The following is a 13,758-nucleotide window of genomic DNA, read 5'->3' on the forward strand; positions in this document are numbered from 1 at the left end:
CGCCGACATGCTCGAGAAAATCATCCGCTTCGCCATCGGCCACCGCTGGCTGATGCTCGCGCTCACCTTGGCGCTGGTGGTGCTGGGGATCTGGAGCTTCCGCCAGCTGCCCATCGACGCCACGCCCGACATCACCAACGTCCAGGTGCAGGTCAATTCCGAAGCCACCGGATATTCACCGCTGGAATCGGAACAGCGCATCACCTTCCCGATCGAGACGGCGATGGCCGGACTGCCCGGGCTCGACTACACGCGCTCGCTGTCGCGCTATGGCCTCTCGCAGGTGACGGTGGTCTTCAAGGACGGCACCGACCTGTACTTCGCCCGCCAGCAGGTGGCCGAGCGGCTGCAGCAGGCGCGTTCGCAGCTGCCATCGGGGATCGAGCCGGAAATGGGGCCGATCGCGACCGGACTCGGCGAGATCTTCATGTACACCGTCGAGGCCAATCCCGAGGCGCGCAAGGCCAACGGCACGCCGTGGACCGCGACCGACCTGCGCACGCTGCAGGACTGGGTGGTCCGGCCGCAGTTGCGCAATACGCCGGGCGTCACCGAGGTCAACACGATCGGCGGTTTTGCCCGGCAGATTCACATCACTCCGGAACCGTCGCGGATGATGGCGCTGGGCTTCACCCTGCGCGACCTGGTAACGGCCATCGCCGCCAACAACCAGAACATCGGCGCCGGCTACATCGAGCGCAACGGCCAGCAGTTCCTGGTGCGGGTGCCGGGCCAGGTCGCCAACATCGCTGCAATCGGCGAGATCGTGCTCGACCGTCGCGACGGCGTGCCGATCCGCGTGGGCGACGTTGCCCGCGTGGGCGAGGGTCCCGAGCTGCGCAACGGCGCGGCCACGCAGGACGGTCGCGAGGTCGTGCTCGGCACCGTCTTCATGCTGGTGGGCGCCAACAGCCGCGAGGTCGCCCAGGCCAGCGCCGCCCGCCTGGAGGCGGTCAATGCCAGCCTGCCCCCGGGGGTGGAAGCGACACCGGTCTACGACCGCACCGGGCTGGTCGACCGCACCATCGCCACCGTGTCGAAGAACCTGGCCGAGGGTGCGTTGCTGGTGGTGGTGGTGCTGTTCGTCCTGCTCGGCAACTTCCGCGCGGCGCTGATCACTGCCGCGGTGATTCCGCTGGCGATGCTGTTCACGGTCTGGGGCATGGTCCGCGGCGGCGTCTCGGGCAACCTGATGAGCCTGGGCGCGCTCGACTTCGGCCTGATCGTCGACGGCGCGGTGATCATCATCGAGAACTGCCTGCGCCGCTTCGGCGAGATGCAGCACCTGCTGGGCCGAGCCCTGGACAAGGAGGAGCGCTTCGAGCTGACCGCCACGGCAACGGCCGAGGTGATCCGGCCGAGCCTGTTCGGTGTCGGCATCATCACCGCGGTCTACCTGCCGATTTTCGCCCTCACCGGCATCGAGGGAAAGATGTTCCACCCGATGGCGATCACCGTGGTGCTGGCGCTGAGCGGGGCGATGCTGCTGTCGCTGACCTTCGTGCCGGCGGCGATCGCGCTGTTCCTGGGTGGCCGCGTCGAGGAGAAGGAAAACCGGGTGATGCAGTGGTGCAGCCGCCGCTATGCACCGATGCTGGCGTGGACGCTGCAACGTCGCGGCTGGGTGTTCGCCGCCGCGGCCGCGCTGGTCGTGGGTTGCGGATTGCTGGCAACGCGCCTGGGCAGCGAGTTCATCCCCAACCTCGACGAAGGCGACGTCACCATCCATGCCATGCGCATTCCCGGCACCAGCCTGACCCAGGCAGTGGGCATGCAGACGACACTGGAGCGCACGCTGGGCGCGTTGCCCGAAGTCGAGCGGGTCTTCAGCAAGATCGGCACCGCCGAGATCGCCAACGACCCGATGCCGCCATCGGTGACCGACACGTTCGTGATGCTCAAGCCGCGCAAGGCCTGGCCCGACCCTGGCAAGTCCAAGGACACGCTGGTTGCCGAACTCGAGGCGGCGGCGCGCAGCCTGCCCGGCAACAACTACGAGTTCACCCAGCCGATCCAGATGCGCATGAACGAGCTGATCTCGGGGGTGCGCGCCGATGTCGCGGTGAAGGTGTACGGCGACGACCTCGACACGCTGGTGGAGGTCGGAAAACGCATCGAGGCGGTGGCCAGGTCGGTGCCGGGTGCGGCCGACGTCAAGATCGAGCAGACCACCGGCCTGCCGCTGCTGACCGTGCTCCCCGATATGCAGGCTCTGGTCCGCTACGGCCTCAATCCGGGCGACGTGCAGGCCACGGTCGCTACCGCCGTCGGCGGCGAGGTCGCCGGGCAGCTGTTCGAGGGCGATCGTCGCTTCGACATCGTCGTGCGCCTGCCCGAACGCCTGCGGCGTGATCCGGCCGCGTTGGCCGACCTGCCCATACCGCTGCCCGGCGGTGATGCGGATGACGACGAGTCCAGCCTCGCCGGCAGCTGGACATCGGGAACGCCACGCACCGTGCCGCTGCGCGAAGTGGCCAGGATCGAGACGCAACTGGGCCCGAACCAGATCAACCGCGAGAACGGCAAGCGCCGCGTGGTGGTGACGGCAAACGTGCGCGGCCGCGACCTCGGCGGCTTCGTGACGGAACTGCGCGCGCGTGTAGGCAGCCAGGTCGAGATGCCGAGCGGCTACTGGATCGACTACGGCGGCACGTTCGAACAGCTGATCTCTGCCAGCCAGCGGCTGTCGGTGGTGGTGCCGGTGACCCTGGTGATCATCTTCGCCCTGCTGTTCTGGTCGCTGGGCTCGGTGCGCGATGCCGGCATCGTCTTCAGTGGCGTGCCGCTGGCGCTGACCGGCGGCGTGATCGCGCTGGCGCTGCGCGGAATCCCGTTGTCGATTTCGGCCGGCGTCGGTTTCATCGCGCTGTCGGGCGTGGCGGTGCTCAACGGGCTGGTGATGATCGCCTTCATCCGCAAGCTGCGCGAACAGGGCACTGCGCTGGACCTGGCGATTCGCGACGGTGCGCTCGGCCGGCTGCGGCCGGTGCTGATGACGGCGCTGGTGGCCTCGCTGGGCTTCGTGCCGATGGCCTTCAACCAGGGCGCTGGCGCGGAAGTGCAACGGCCGCTGGCGACGGTGGTGATCGGCGGTATCGTTTCGTCGACGCTGCTGACCCTGCTGGTGCTGCCGGTGCTGTATCGCTGGCTGCATCGCAAGGAGGGCACCAACGCGACCGCAGCAACCTGATGGTGTCTGGTGGCAGGAGCCGACCGCCGGCTCCTGCCGTCACGTCACGACTGGCCCGGCTTCACGAGTGGCCCACCGCGTCCGGGCACGGCCCACCGGCGTCGGTCCACGCCTTGAAGGCCTGCACGAACTCGTCGTGCGGCACCGGCACCGGTTCGCGGTTGCCACCCGGGGCCCAGCCCCACAGCACCAGCTTGTCCTCGGCGATGTGCTTGAACAGCGCATTGAAATCGCGATCGCCGTTGCGCTTGCGGTCCTTGATCATCTCGCACAGCTGCGCCGCCGGCACGCCGATCCAGGCCATCTTCCGGTCCGGTGGCGGCAGCGACCAGTGCGGCGCACCGGGTGGCGCGTGCGGGCCGTAGCTCGCCGGCAGGTTGGCCTCGCCGTGGCAACTCGCGCACGGCAGGCCCGCCGCGCCCTTGCCGTCGGGGCCGCGCACGACGTTCATCATGTGCGGCGTCTGCGCATCGAACTGCAGCGGCTGGTCGCCCGGAATATGGCAGTTGCTGCAGCGCGGGTGCTGGAACACTTTCTCGATGGTGGCGAAGGCGGCAACGCCCTGGGCCTTCTGCTCCGGGCTCATCTTCGGCGCGCAGGCCGTGGACACGGCCAGTGCCGACAGGATCAGCGATGCGATCGAAAGACGCATGGACGGCTCCTCAGGCAGTGGCTGCGGCGGGTGCGCTCTTTTCGGGCGCCACGGCCGCCAGGCGCAGCGGCAACTCGCGCAGGCGCTGGCCGGTCAGGGCGAAGACCGCATTGGCCACGGCCGGCGCGATCGGTGCGGTACCGGGCTCGCCGGCGCCGCCCATCTTTTCGCTGCTCGGCACGATGTGCGCTTCGACCTTCGGCATCTCGCTCAAGCGCAGCACCTGGTAGTCGTGGTAGTTCGACTCCTGCACGTGGCCGTCCTTGAAGCTCAGCGCGCTGTGCAGCGCCGCGCCCAGGCCGAAGGCGATCCCCGATTCCATCTGTGCGCGCACGCCTTCGGGATTGACCGCCAGGCCGCAGTCGATCGCGCAGACCACGCGGTGCACGCGGATCGCACCGTTCTCGACCGACACTTCCGCGACCTGCGCCAGATAGCTGCCGAACGACTCGTGCACGGCAACACCACGCCCGCGCCCCTGCGGCAGCGGCGTGCCCCAGCCGGACTTCTCCGCGGCCAGGTTCAGCGCCGCCAGGTGGCGCGGATGGTTCCTGAGCAATGCGCGCCGGTACGCGACCGGATCCTGGCCGGCCGCATGCGCCAGTTCATCGACCAGGCTTTCCATGACGAATGCGTTGTAGCTGTGCCCGACCGAGCGCCACCACAGCACCGGGATGCCCGTGCGCGGCGAATGCAGTTCGACGCGGTGGTCGGCGATGTCCTCGAGGTAGGGCGAGTCGGCGACACCCTCGACCGAAGTCGAGTCGATGCCGTTCTTGACCATCGCCGATTCGAACGGCGTGCCCGCCAGGATCGACTGCCCGACCAGCACGTGGTGCCAGGCGATCGGCATGCCCTGCGCGTCCAGGCCGATGCGCGCCTGCTGCAGGTACATCGGACGGTAGTAGCCGCCGCGCACATCGTCTTCGCGGGTCCAGACCGTCTTGACCGGCGCGCCTGCGGCCTTGGCCACCTGCACTGCTTCGCTGACGAAATCCGAGGTGGGCGTGGCGCGCCGGCCGAAGCCGCCGCCCAGGAAGGTGGTGTGGATCTGCACCTGTTCCGGCTTGAGCCCGGTGATCTGCGCGGCCACCTGCTGGTCGATCGTCTGGAACTGGGTGCCGGTCCAGATCTCGCAGCCGGCGGCATCGATCTTGACCGTGCAGTTGAGCGGTTCCATCGGCGCATGCGCCAGGTACGGCACGTGGTACTCGGCCTCCAGCGTCTTGGCCGCTTTGGCCATCCCGCCCTTGGCATCGCCTGCAGTGCTGGCGACCGTGCCGGCATTGGCGGCGAGCGCGCGGAACTGCTCGCGCAGTGCCTGGGTGTCGAGCGCGGCGTTGGGGCCGAGGTCCCAGTCGACGCGCAGGGCATCGCGACCGAGCTTGGCCGCCCAGAAGTGATCGGCGACCACCGCCACGCCACTGGGCACCTGCACCACCTTGCGCACGCCCGGCACGCCCAACGCCGTCGTCGCATCGAACGACTTCACCGTGCCGCCGAACACCGGCGCCCGCGCGACCAGCGCCGTCAGCAGGCCTTCGAACTGCACGTCCATGCCGAACTGCGCGCGGCCGGTGATCTTCTCCGGGGTATCCAGGCGTCTGGTCGGCTGGCCGATCAGCTTCCAGTCCTTGGCATCCTTCAGCGCCACCTTCGCCGGTGGCGGCAACTGCGCGGCGGCCTGGGCCAGTTCTCCGTAGCGCGCGCGCTGGTCGCCGGCAATCGCCATACCGTTCTCGGTACGGACCTGATCGACTGGCACGCCGAAACGCTGCGCGGCGGCGGCCACCAGCAGCGCCCGCGCGGTGGCGCCGGCCTGCCGATAGCGATCGAACTCCGACCAGGTCGAGGTCGACCCGCCGGTCATCTGCATGCCGAAGACGGTGTGCGCATAGGCCGGCGCCGCCGGTGCGTGTTCGACCCTGACTTTGGACCAGTCGGCGTCCAGCTCTTCGGCGATCAGCATTGCCAGGCCGGTCCAGATGCCCTGGCCCATTTCCGAATGCGAGACCAGCACGGTCACGCTGTCGTCGTCGCCGACGCGCAGGAAGGCGTTGGGTGCGAAGCCGGCCGCAACGGCGGCGGTTGCCGGCTCGGCGGCGGCCAATGCGAATCGGCTGGCGCCGGGAATGACGAAAGCGACCACCAGGCCCGCGCCTGCGACGGCGCCGGACTTCAGGAAGCGACGACGGGACGCTTGCATCGCGGCGTTCATGGGACCTCCGGAAATGTCATGCCTTGCAGCGTCAGGCCTTATCAAGCTCGGCGGCGCGATGCACGGCGGCGCGGATGCGCTGGTACGTGCCGCAACGGCAGATGTTTCCCGACAGCGCCTGGTCGATATCGGTGTCGGTGGGCACCGGCACTTTCGCCAGCAACGCCGCGGCCGACATGATCTGGCCGGACTGGCAGTAGCCGCACTGGACCACGTCGAGTTCTGCCCAGGCGCGCTGCACCGGGTGCGAGCCGTCCTTCGACAGCCCTTCGATGGTGGTGATCTGCTTGCCTGCGACGGTGGCCACGGGCGTGACGCAGGCGCGCCGCGGTGCGCCGTCGACGTGCACCGTGCAGGCGCCGCACTGGGCGATGCCGCAACCAAACTTGGTGCCGGTGAGATGGAGCAGGTCGCGCAGCACCCACAGCAGTGGCATGTCGGGTAGGGCGGCGACCTCGTGCTCGCTGCCGTTGACCAGCAATTTCATGACGATTCCCTTGCGGCGGCTGGGGACCGGGGCAGCCTAGCACCGCCCCTGCCAGCGCCGCGTGCAGGCGTGGCGATCACGGCAAGCGTGCCCGCACAGGCTCTAGACTCGCGCCATGGAACCCTTCAAGCCCGGCGCCACCCGTGGCGTGCTCGAAGCCACTGCCAACGCCATCGCACACGGCGAGCCGGCCGCCCTTGCCCTGGTGCTGGAGACGTCGGGCTCGACCTACGTCCATGCCGGCGCACTGGCGCTGTTCGGCAGCGAAGGCCGCCAGGTCGGCTGGCTCAGTGGCGGCTGCCTGGAGCCGGAAATCGCACTGCGCGCCGCCGAAGCGGTGCGCACGCAGGCGATCCAGTGGCTGGAGATCGACACGCGCAACGACGAGGACCTGCTCTCCGGGTCCGCCGTCGGTTGCCGCGGCCGCCTGCGGATCGCGCTGGTGCCGCTGGCGGAACTGGCGCCATGGCCGGCACTGATCACGGCGTGGCGCTCGCGGCAGGGACCACTCGAGTTCACCCTGGATCCCGGCGGCGTGTTCGTCGGCAGCGTTGGTTCGCAGCAGGGCGAACACCGTTTTGAAGCCACGCCCGTGCCGTGGCCGGATGTGCCGCCGGCCTGGACGCTGAGCATCGCGCGCCCGCCGTCGGTGCTGCTGCTCGGCGCCGGCCCGGAGACCGAACTGCTGCTGCCGATGCTGCGCCTGCTCGGCTTCACCACCACGCTGGTCGAGCGCCGCCCGCGCTGGCAGTCCGCCGCCGCGGCTGCCGACGTCGCCCTCGCCCAGTTGCCGGCACAGGTGCTGCCGGCGGCCGAGGGCCAGTTTGATGCGGCACTGGTGATGCACCACCATTTCGAACTCGACCGCGAAGCACTGGCGGCGCTGGCGGAGGGCAGCATCCGCTTCATCGGCCTGCTTGGCCCGGTGCGCCGCCGCGAGGATCTGTTCCGCGTGCTGTCGGCCCCGGTGCGCGACGCGCTGTTGCCGCGCCTGCATTCGCCGGTGGGGCTGGCGCTCGGCGGCACCGGGCCGGAGGCGATCGCGCTGAGCATCGCCGCCCAGCTGCAGAACCATCTGCACGGCGGTCGCGCATGAGCGAGGCGACGACGACACATGCCGCGGTCGTGCTTGCGGCCGGCGGCAGTCGCCGCCTCGGACGTCCCAAACAGCTGCTGTGCAGGGACGGCGAGACCCTGGTCCACCGTGCCCTGCGCCTGGCCGCCGCGACACGACCGCGACGGTTGCTGCTGGTGACCGGCGCCGATGCGGCACGGGTGGCAGCCGCAGCGGCCGATATAGGCGCGCAATGCATCGTCAACCCCGACTGGTCGCAAGGCCTGGCCAGCAGCCTGAAGTGCGCGGCCGCGGCACTGTCGGGATTCGACGGGTCGGTGCTCGTGCTCGGCTGCGACCAGCCCGCACTGGAGGTCGATCATCTCCACGCGTTGTTGCTGGGCGCGGGGGAATCCGCGTCAGGGTGCGCGGCAACCGCACACGGCGAAGCGGCCGGCGTCCCGGCGGTGGTCACGATGGCGCTGATGCAGTCCTGCGCACAACTTCAGGGCGATCGCGGACTGGGCGCGCAGCTGACGGCGATGGCGACGACGGTATGGCGGCTGGATGCGCCGGAACTGCGACTGGACATCGATCGCGAGGAGGACGTCGAAGAAGCCGCGGCGCTGGGAGTGCTCGACCGCTGAGCGCGGATCGGTGTCGGGGCGTGGCGCCCGGAGACGGTGAATCGACGGCCGGCGCATGCACGCGGGCCGGAATGGATGCGGTGGCTTGCGCACACCGCATCCCGGTACATCACGCAGCTATCAGGCTGCGGCGTCCTTCAGCTTCTTCAGCGGACGGACCTTGACCTTGACCGAAGCCGGCTTGGCGGCAAACCAGACTTCTTCCTTGGTGAACGGGTTGATGCCCTTGCGCTTGGGCTTGGCCGCAACGCTGACGGCGGTGATCTTCAGCAGGCCCGGCAGGGTGAATGCACCGGCGCCCTTCTTGCTGACCGAGCCGTGCACTGCGCCTTCCAGCGCAGCCAGGACAGCGCGCACGTCCTTGGCAGCAACGCCAGCAGCCTCGGCGATGTGCGCCACCAGGCCCGACTTGGTCAGCGCTTCCTTGATCGGCTTCGGTGCAGCCGGCTTGGCGGCGGCGGCCTTCTTCGGCGCGGCCTTCTTTGCCACTTTCTTCGTCTTCGCCATATGTGTCTCGTAGTACTCGATTAGTTGATGGGTGCCCGGATTTCCCCGCTAGGCAAGCGGAATGTAGGGCAAGCCAAAGGCGACGCCAAGTGGTAAGAGGCGAAAAAATGCGGGAAATCGCTACTTTCTTCGTTTGCGGCCATCCGGATGGCCCGCCGCGACCGTTTGTCCGTCAGACAATCGACAACGCCGCGGCCCCGCGCGCCAGGGTTTCGATGCGGTTCCAGTCGCCGTGCGCCAGTGCGTCGGCGGGTGTCAGCCACGATCCGCCCAGGCAGGCGACGTTGGGCTGGCGCAGGTATTCGGGCGCCCGCGTGGCGTCGATACCGCCGGTCGGACAGAAGCTGACCCCGGCGAACGGCCCGCGCCAGGCAGCCAGCAACGCCAGCGCATTGATCGCCTCGGCCGGGAACACCTTGAGCAGGCCGAACCCCGCGGCCACCGCCGTCATCACTTCGCTGCCGGTGGCGACGCCGGGCAGGTAGGCCATCGATTCGTCGCGCGCGGCCGCCAGCAGTTTCGCCGAGGAACCCGGCGACACCGCAAACGAGGCACCGGCGCGCTGCACCTGGCGCATCTGCCCGACGTCGAGCACGGTGCCGGCACCGACCTTCATGCCCGGCACCTGCTCGGCGACGGCGGCGATCGCGTCCAGCGCCACCGGCGTGCGCAGCGTGACTTCGATGGCGTCGATGCCGCCGCGCAGCAGCGCCTGTGCCACGTTTACGGCTTCCACGACGCTGCGCGGCGTGTACACCGGGATGATGCGGCTGCCGCGCAGCAGTGCCCGCGCATCAACGACGGACATGGAAGCCCGCCTGCGCCATGAAATCCTCCACGTCCGCGCGTGCGACCAGGTTGAAATCGCCCGGCAGCGAATGCTTGAGGCAGGCCGCGCCAAGCCCGAAATGCAGCATTTCGGCCGGGGCCATGCCCTCGATCAGGCCGTGCAGCACGCCGGCGGCGAATGCATCGCCGGTGCCGATGCGATCGACGATCGCCTCCAGCTCGTAGGCGGGTGCGCGATGGCGCTCGCCACCGCGGCCGACCATCACCGCCGACAGCGTGTGGTGGTCGACGCTGTGCTGGCCACGCAGGGTGCAGGCCAGCCATTGCAGATGCTCGAAAGCGGCAAACGCGTGCGCGGCCGCTTCGGCCACGGCGTCCTCGCCTTCGCCGCTGCTGGCCTGCCCAAGCACCACCGCGATGTCGCGATGGTCGGCGAACAGCACATCGGCTTCGGCAAAGATGCTGCGCAGGATGCTGGCGGCATCGCCGTTCCAGGCCTGCCAGAGCTTGCCGCGGAAGTTGCCGTCGAACGACACTTTGACCCCGCGCCGGCGCGCGGCGCGGGCCGCAGCGATGGTCGCCTCGGCCGTGGCGGCGCCCAGTGCCGGGCTCACGCCGGACAGGTGCAGCCAGCTTGCGCCGTCGAGCATCGCGTCCCAGTCGTAGTCGGTGGCGCGCACGAACGCCGAATCGGCGCGGTCGTACAGCACTTCGCTCGGGCGCTGCATCGCGCCGTGCGACAGGAAGTACAGACCCATGCGTCCGTGCGCTGTGCGCACATGACGCGTGTCGACGCCATGCCGGCGCAGTTCGCCGACCGCCGCCTCGCCCAGCGCGTTGTCGGCCACCGTGCTGACCACAGCTGCGTCGTGGCCGAACCGCGCGAGCGACACGGCGACGTTGGCTTCGGCGCCACCGATGTGGACGTCCAGGCCCGGCGACTGCAGAAGACGCTCCCGCCCCGGCGCCGACAGGCGCAGCAGCAGTTCCCCAAAACACACGATCCGTTGACTCACGCCCTGCTCCCGGAGGAAGGAATGCCCCTATTGATACCGCCAGTCATGCGGCTTGTGACCCCTTCTGGGTCGCACGGTGACCCCATGGAGGACCCGATGTCGATCCCGCGAGCCGGTTATGGCGCACCGCAGCATGCCAACCGCCGTCCACTTTGCTAGGGTTTTGACCATCGGTGTCATTTGCACCGCGGGAACACGATAGCAAGCGTCGCAAGCCAGTCAACAAGCACCTTACAAGCTGTATTCGTCATTAGGGAGGGGAACCTATGCAATTTCAGCGTGCCACCAAAAAGACACCGGTTACCTTATTGGCGGCCTCGATAGGCCTCGCGCTCCAGATGGCGGCGCTCAGCGCGCTTGCCCAGGATGCGTCGACGACCAACAAGTCCACCGCACCGGCCGAAGCCGTCACCAATACCTCCGCCCAGGGCCAGCAGGCGACCGATCTCGATACGGTCGTGGTCACCGGCTTCCGCGGCAGCCTCGAGCGCGCGCTCGACATCAAGCGCAGCGAAACCGGCGTGGTCGATGCCATCGTTGCCGAGGACATCGCCGACTTCCCGGACCTGAACCTGGCCGAATCATTGCAGCGCATTCCGGGTGTGTCGATTGCACGAGACGCCGGTGAGGGGCGGCAGATCTCGGTGCGCGGCCTGGGCCCGGATTTCACCCGCGTGCGCATCAACGGCATGGAGGCGCTGACCACCACCGGCGGCACCGACAGTTCCGGCGGCGCCAACCGCGGCCGCGGCTTCGACTTCAACGTGTTCGCCTCCGAGCTGTTCAACAGCATCAAGGTGCGCAAGACCGCCTCGGCGGACATCGAGGAAGGCTCGCTCGGCGCCACCGTCGACCTGCAGACCGCACGCCCGTTCGACTACGACGGCTTCACCTTCGTCACCGGCGCGCAGATGGGCTACAACGACCTGGCCGGCGATCTCGATCCGCGCGCCACGATGCTCATCAGCGACACCTGGTTCGACAACAAGTTCGGCGCGCTGATGTCGGTCGCCTATACCAAGCGTCGCCTGATCGAGGAAGGCCACAGCACGGTGCGCTGGGACAACGGCACCAGCAGCGGCGGCTTCTCGGGCACGCCGTCGGTCGAGAACGCCGCCGTGTTCCATCCGCGCATCCCGCGTTACGGCGTGCTCGAGCATGAGCAGGAACGCCTGGGCGTGACCGCTTCGCTGCAGTTCGACCCCAGCGCCAGCACCCACATGGGCCTGGACCTGATGTACGCCGACCTGGACGCCAACCGCACCGAGAACTTCCTGGAAGGCATCTCCTTCAGCCGCACCGGCACCGGCAAGCCGCAGACGGTGGTCGTCGACAGCGCGGTCGATGCGCACGGCAACATGGTCTACGGCCTGTTCAACAACGTCGACGTCCGCTCCGAGGCCCGCTACGACGAGCTGGAGACGAAGTTCACGCAGTGGAACTTCTACGCCGACCACTCGATCACCGACGACTTCAAGGTCAACGCCGAGTTCGGCCAGGCCAAGAGCGAGTTCGAGAACCCGATCCAGACCACCATCACGCTCGACCGCAACAACGCCCAGGGCTACAGCTACGACTACCGCGGCGACAACCGCCTGCCGATCATCCACAACGGCTTCGACGTCAACGATCCGTCGCAGTGGGGCTTCATCAGCGGCACGTCCGAGATCCGCCTGCGTCCGCAGTTCGCCGAGAACACCATCGACAGCGGCCAGCTCGGCTTCACCTGGGCGTTGAACGATGCCTTCAGCCTCAAGGGTGGCGGCCAGTTCAAGCAGTACACCTTCGAGTCCCGCGAAGAGCGTCGCGCCAACGAGCTGACGATCCCGGCGCTGCCGGCCGGCTCGACACTGGCCGACTTCACCCGCCAGATGAGCCTGGAAGACATCAATGCCGGCGCCGGCAACGACTCGACCTGGCTGATCCCGGACATCGATGCGTTCAACCGTGCCTTCGGCATCTACAGCGACAGCGGCATGTTCGCCGTCAGCGACCAGGTGCCCGGCGTGCTCGGCAACAATCGCAGCGTGACCGAACGCGACCAGGGCTTCTTCATCCAGGGCGACTTCAACACGCAGATCGGCAGCATGCCCTTCAGCGGCAACGTCGGCGTGCGCCAGGTCAACACGTCGCAGGCCTCGACCGGCTACGCCACCGTCGGCGGCACGCCGAGGCTGACCACGGTCAAGCGCAGCTACGACGACACCCTGCCCTCGTTCAACCTCGTCGCCGATGTCACGCCGGACTTCCTGATCCGCCTGGCCGGCGCCAAGGTGATGGCGCGCCCGGGCCTGGGCAACCTGACCCCGGGCGTCACGGTCAGCGTCAGCGGCGGCAACAAGGTCGTCACCGGCGGCAATCCGGACCTGGAACCGTTCCGCGCCAAGACCTTCGACCTGAGCTTCGAGTGGTACTTCACCGAAGAGGCGCTGCTGAGCCTGGGGCTGTTCTACAAGGACATCGACACCTTCGTGCAGACCTCGCGCGAAATCCGTCCGTACAACACCTCCGGTTTGCCGGACAGCCTGCTGGCCGGCACCACCGCGCTGCCGACCGACGACTTCCAGTTCAACATCCCGCTCAACACCCCAGGCGGTGACCTGCAGGGCGCCGAGCTGAGCTACCAGCAGCCGTTCACCTTCCTGCCTGGTTTCTGGAGCGACTTCGGTGTGCAGCTCAACTACACCTACGTCGATTCCAAGATCCAGTACATGACCGCCGCGGGCGCCAACTCGCTCAGGACCGACCTGGTCGGCCTGTCGAAGAACGCCTACAACGCCACGCTCTACTACGAAGGCGACAAGTTCAGCGCGCGTGTCTCGGCTGCGTACCGCGACCAGTTCCTGACCACCGTGCCGGGACGCAACAACAACGACGTCGAAGGCACGGCCGAAACGCTGACCATCGACATGTCGGCCTCGTACAAGATCAACGATCAGTTCGAGCTGACCCTGGAAGGTCTGAACCTGACCGACGAGTTCCAGGACCAGTGGGTGGATTCGATCGGCGATCGCGCATCGGTCTACCACCACACCGGCCGCCAGTACTTCCTGGGCGCGCGCTACAAGTTCTGATGTTTGCCTGAAGCCCCTCTCCCTCTCGCGGGAGAGGGGTGCTACCTGCCGCAGTCGCATGTCGTGTCCCATCAGCGGACGCCGTGCCGCCTCCGCTGCCGACGTCCGCTCCGTCCACACCACG

Annotated in this window: 10 protein-coding genes; 4 read left to right on the forward strand and 6 right to left on the reverse strand. The window is 68.3% G+C overall.

All coding sequences use genetic code 11. The features are described from left to right. The first annotated feature begins 7 nt into the window (after positions 1 to 7). Complete coding sequence (locus tag AB4Y64_RS04835) at positions 8 to 3,190, forward strand: efflux RND transporter permease subunit (RefSeq protein WP_441815315.1); 3,183 nt, start codon at positions 8 to 10, stop codon at positions 3,188 to 3,190. A gap of 61 nt (positions 3,191 to 3,251) precedes the next feature. Here AB4Y64_RS04835 and AB4Y64_RS04840 read toward each other — a convergent pair whose 3' ends face one another. From AB4Y64_RS04840 to AB4Y64_RS04850, 3 genes are read right to left on the reverse strand one after another with little or no spacing between them, the layout of a single operon-like run. After that, the gene (locus AB4Y64_RS04840; protein ID WP_441815316.1) at positions 3,252 to 3,842 is read right to left on the reverse strand and encodes a hypothetical protein; all 591 of its coding nucleotides are present in this window, start codon (positions 3,840 to 3,842) and stop codon (positions 3,252 to 3,254) included. 10 nt (positions 3,843 to 3,852) lie between these two features. Further along, positions 3,853 to 6,048: a molybdopterin cofactor-binding domain-containing protein gene (locus AB4Y64_RS04845; RefSeq protein WP_441815317.1), complete on the reverse strand. Its 2,196-nt coding sequence runs from the start codon at positions 6,046 to 6,048 to the stop codon at positions 3,853 to 3,855. A gap of 43 nt (positions 6,049 to 6,091) precedes the next feature. Then, on the reverse strand, positions 6,092 to 6,547 hold the full coding sequence (locus tag AB4Y64_RS04850; RefSeq protein WP_441815318.1) for a (2Fe-2S)-binding protein: 456 nt from the start codon (positions 6,545 to 6,547) through the stop codon (positions 6,092 to 6,094). Between the two features lie 115 nt (positions 6,548 to 6,662). Here AB4Y64_RS04850 and AB4Y64_RS04855 point away from each other — a divergent pair, with 115 nt between their 5' ends. Together AB4Y64_RS04855 and AB4Y64_RS04860 are read left to right on the forward strand one after the other, a co-directional pair. Further along, positions 6,663 to 7,643, forward strand: coding sequence for an XdhC family protein (locus AB4Y64_RS04855; RefSeq protein ID WP_441815319.1), 981 nt, complete (start codon positions 6,663 to 6,665; stop codon positions 7,641 to 7,643). Continuing rightward, a complete protein-coding gene (locus AB4Y64_RS04860) occupies positions 7,640 to 8,248 on the forward strand; it encodes a nucleotidyltransferase family protein (RefSeq protein WP_441815320.1) in 609 nt (202 codons plus the stop codon). Before AB4Y64_RS04855 ends, AB4Y64_RS04860 begins: the two co-directional genes overlap by 4 nt. A gap of 120 nt (positions 8,249 to 8,368) precedes the next feature. On the opposite strand, the gene AB4Y64_RS04865 is transcribed toward AB4Y64_RS04860, so the two are convergent. The 3 genes from AB4Y64_RS04865 to AB4Y64_RS04875 all read right to left on the reverse strand — a co-directional run bounded on the left by AB4Y64_RS04865 (position 8,369) and on the right by AB4Y64_RS04875 (position 10,560). Next, positions 8,369 to 8,755, reverse strand: a complete 387-nt coding sequence (locus AB4Y64_RS04865; protein ID WP_158732745.1) for an HU family DNA-binding protein — start codon at positions 8,753 to 8,755, stop codon at positions 8,369 to 8,371. A gap of 172 nt (positions 8,756 to 8,927) precedes the next feature. Further along, positions 8,928 to 9,563 (reverse strand): bifunctional 4-hydroxy-2-oxoglutarate aldolase/2-dehydro-3-deoxy-phosphogluconate aldolase, encoded by a 636-nt coding sequence (gene eda, locus AB4Y64_RS04870; protein WP_441815321.1) that lies wholly within the window; start codon positions 9,561 to 9,563, stop codon positions 8,928 to 8,930. Then, complete coding sequence (locus AB4Y64_RS04875) at positions 9,550 to 10,560, reverse strand: sugar kinase (RefSeq protein WP_441815322.1); 1,011 nt, start codon at positions 10,558 to 10,560, stop codon at positions 9,550 to 9,552. The genes eda and AB4Y64_RS04875 overlap by 14 nt, the downstream gene beginning before the upstream one ends. Before the next feature lie 266 nt (positions 10,561 to 10,826). On the opposite strand from AB4Y64_RS04875, the gene AB4Y64_RS04880 reads away from it, so the two are divergent. After that, a complete protein-coding gene (locus AB4Y64_RS04880; protein WP_441815323.1) occupies positions 10,827 to 13,634 on the forward strand; it encodes a TonB-dependent receptor in 2,808 nt (935 codons plus the stop codon). The last annotated feature ends 124 nt before the right edge of the window (positions 13,635 to 13,758 follow it).

The sequence above is a fragment of the Lysobacter sp. TAF61 genome, assembly GCF_052113485.1.
Lineage (GTDB): Bacteria > Pseudomonadota > Gammaproteobacteria > Xanthomonadales > Xanthomonadaceae > Lysobacter_J.

What these genes read in the sequence shown, in the direction of transcription:
- AB4Y64_RS04865 (WP_158732745.1), bottom strand. Translation starts at nt 8,755, where the DNA reads ATGGCGAAGACGAAGAAAGTGGCAAAGAAGGCCGCGCCGAAGAAGGCC.
- AB4Y64_RS04880 (WP_441815323.1), top strand. Translation starts at nt 10,827, where the DNA reads ATGCAATTTCAGCGTGCCACCAAAAAGACACCGGTTACCTTATTGGCG.
- AB4Y64_RS04855 (WP_441815319.1), top strand. Translation starts at nt 6,663, where the DNA reads ATGGAACCCTTCAAGCCCGGCGCCACCCGTGGCGTGCTCGAAGCCACT.
- eda (WP_441815321.1), bottom strand. Translation starts at nt 9,563, where the DNA reads ATGTCCGTCGTTGATGCGCGGGCACTGCTGCGCGGCAGCCGCATCATC.
- AB4Y64_RS04835 (WP_441815315.1), top strand. Translation starts at nt 8, where the DNA reads ATGCTCGAGAAAATCATCCGCTTCGCCATCGGCCACCGCTGGCTGATG.
- AB4Y64_RS04845 (WP_441815317.1), bottom strand. Translation starts at nt 6,048, where the DNA reads ATGCAAGCGTCCCGTCGTCGCTTCCTGAAGTCCGGCGCCGTCGCAGGC.
- AB4Y64_RS04840 (WP_441815316.1), bottom strand. Translation starts at nt 3,842, where the DNA reads ATGCGTCTTTCGATCGCATCGCTGATCCTGTCGGCACTGGCCGTGTCC.
- AB4Y64_RS04850 (WP_441815318.1), bottom strand. Translation starts at nt 6,547, where the DNA reads ATGAAATTGCTGGTCAACGGCAGCGAGCACGAGGTCGCCGCCCTACCC.
- AB4Y64_RS04860 (WP_441815320.1), top strand. Translation starts at nt 7,640, where the DNA reads ATGAGCGAGGCGACGACGACACATGCCGCGGTCGTGCTTGCGGCCGGC.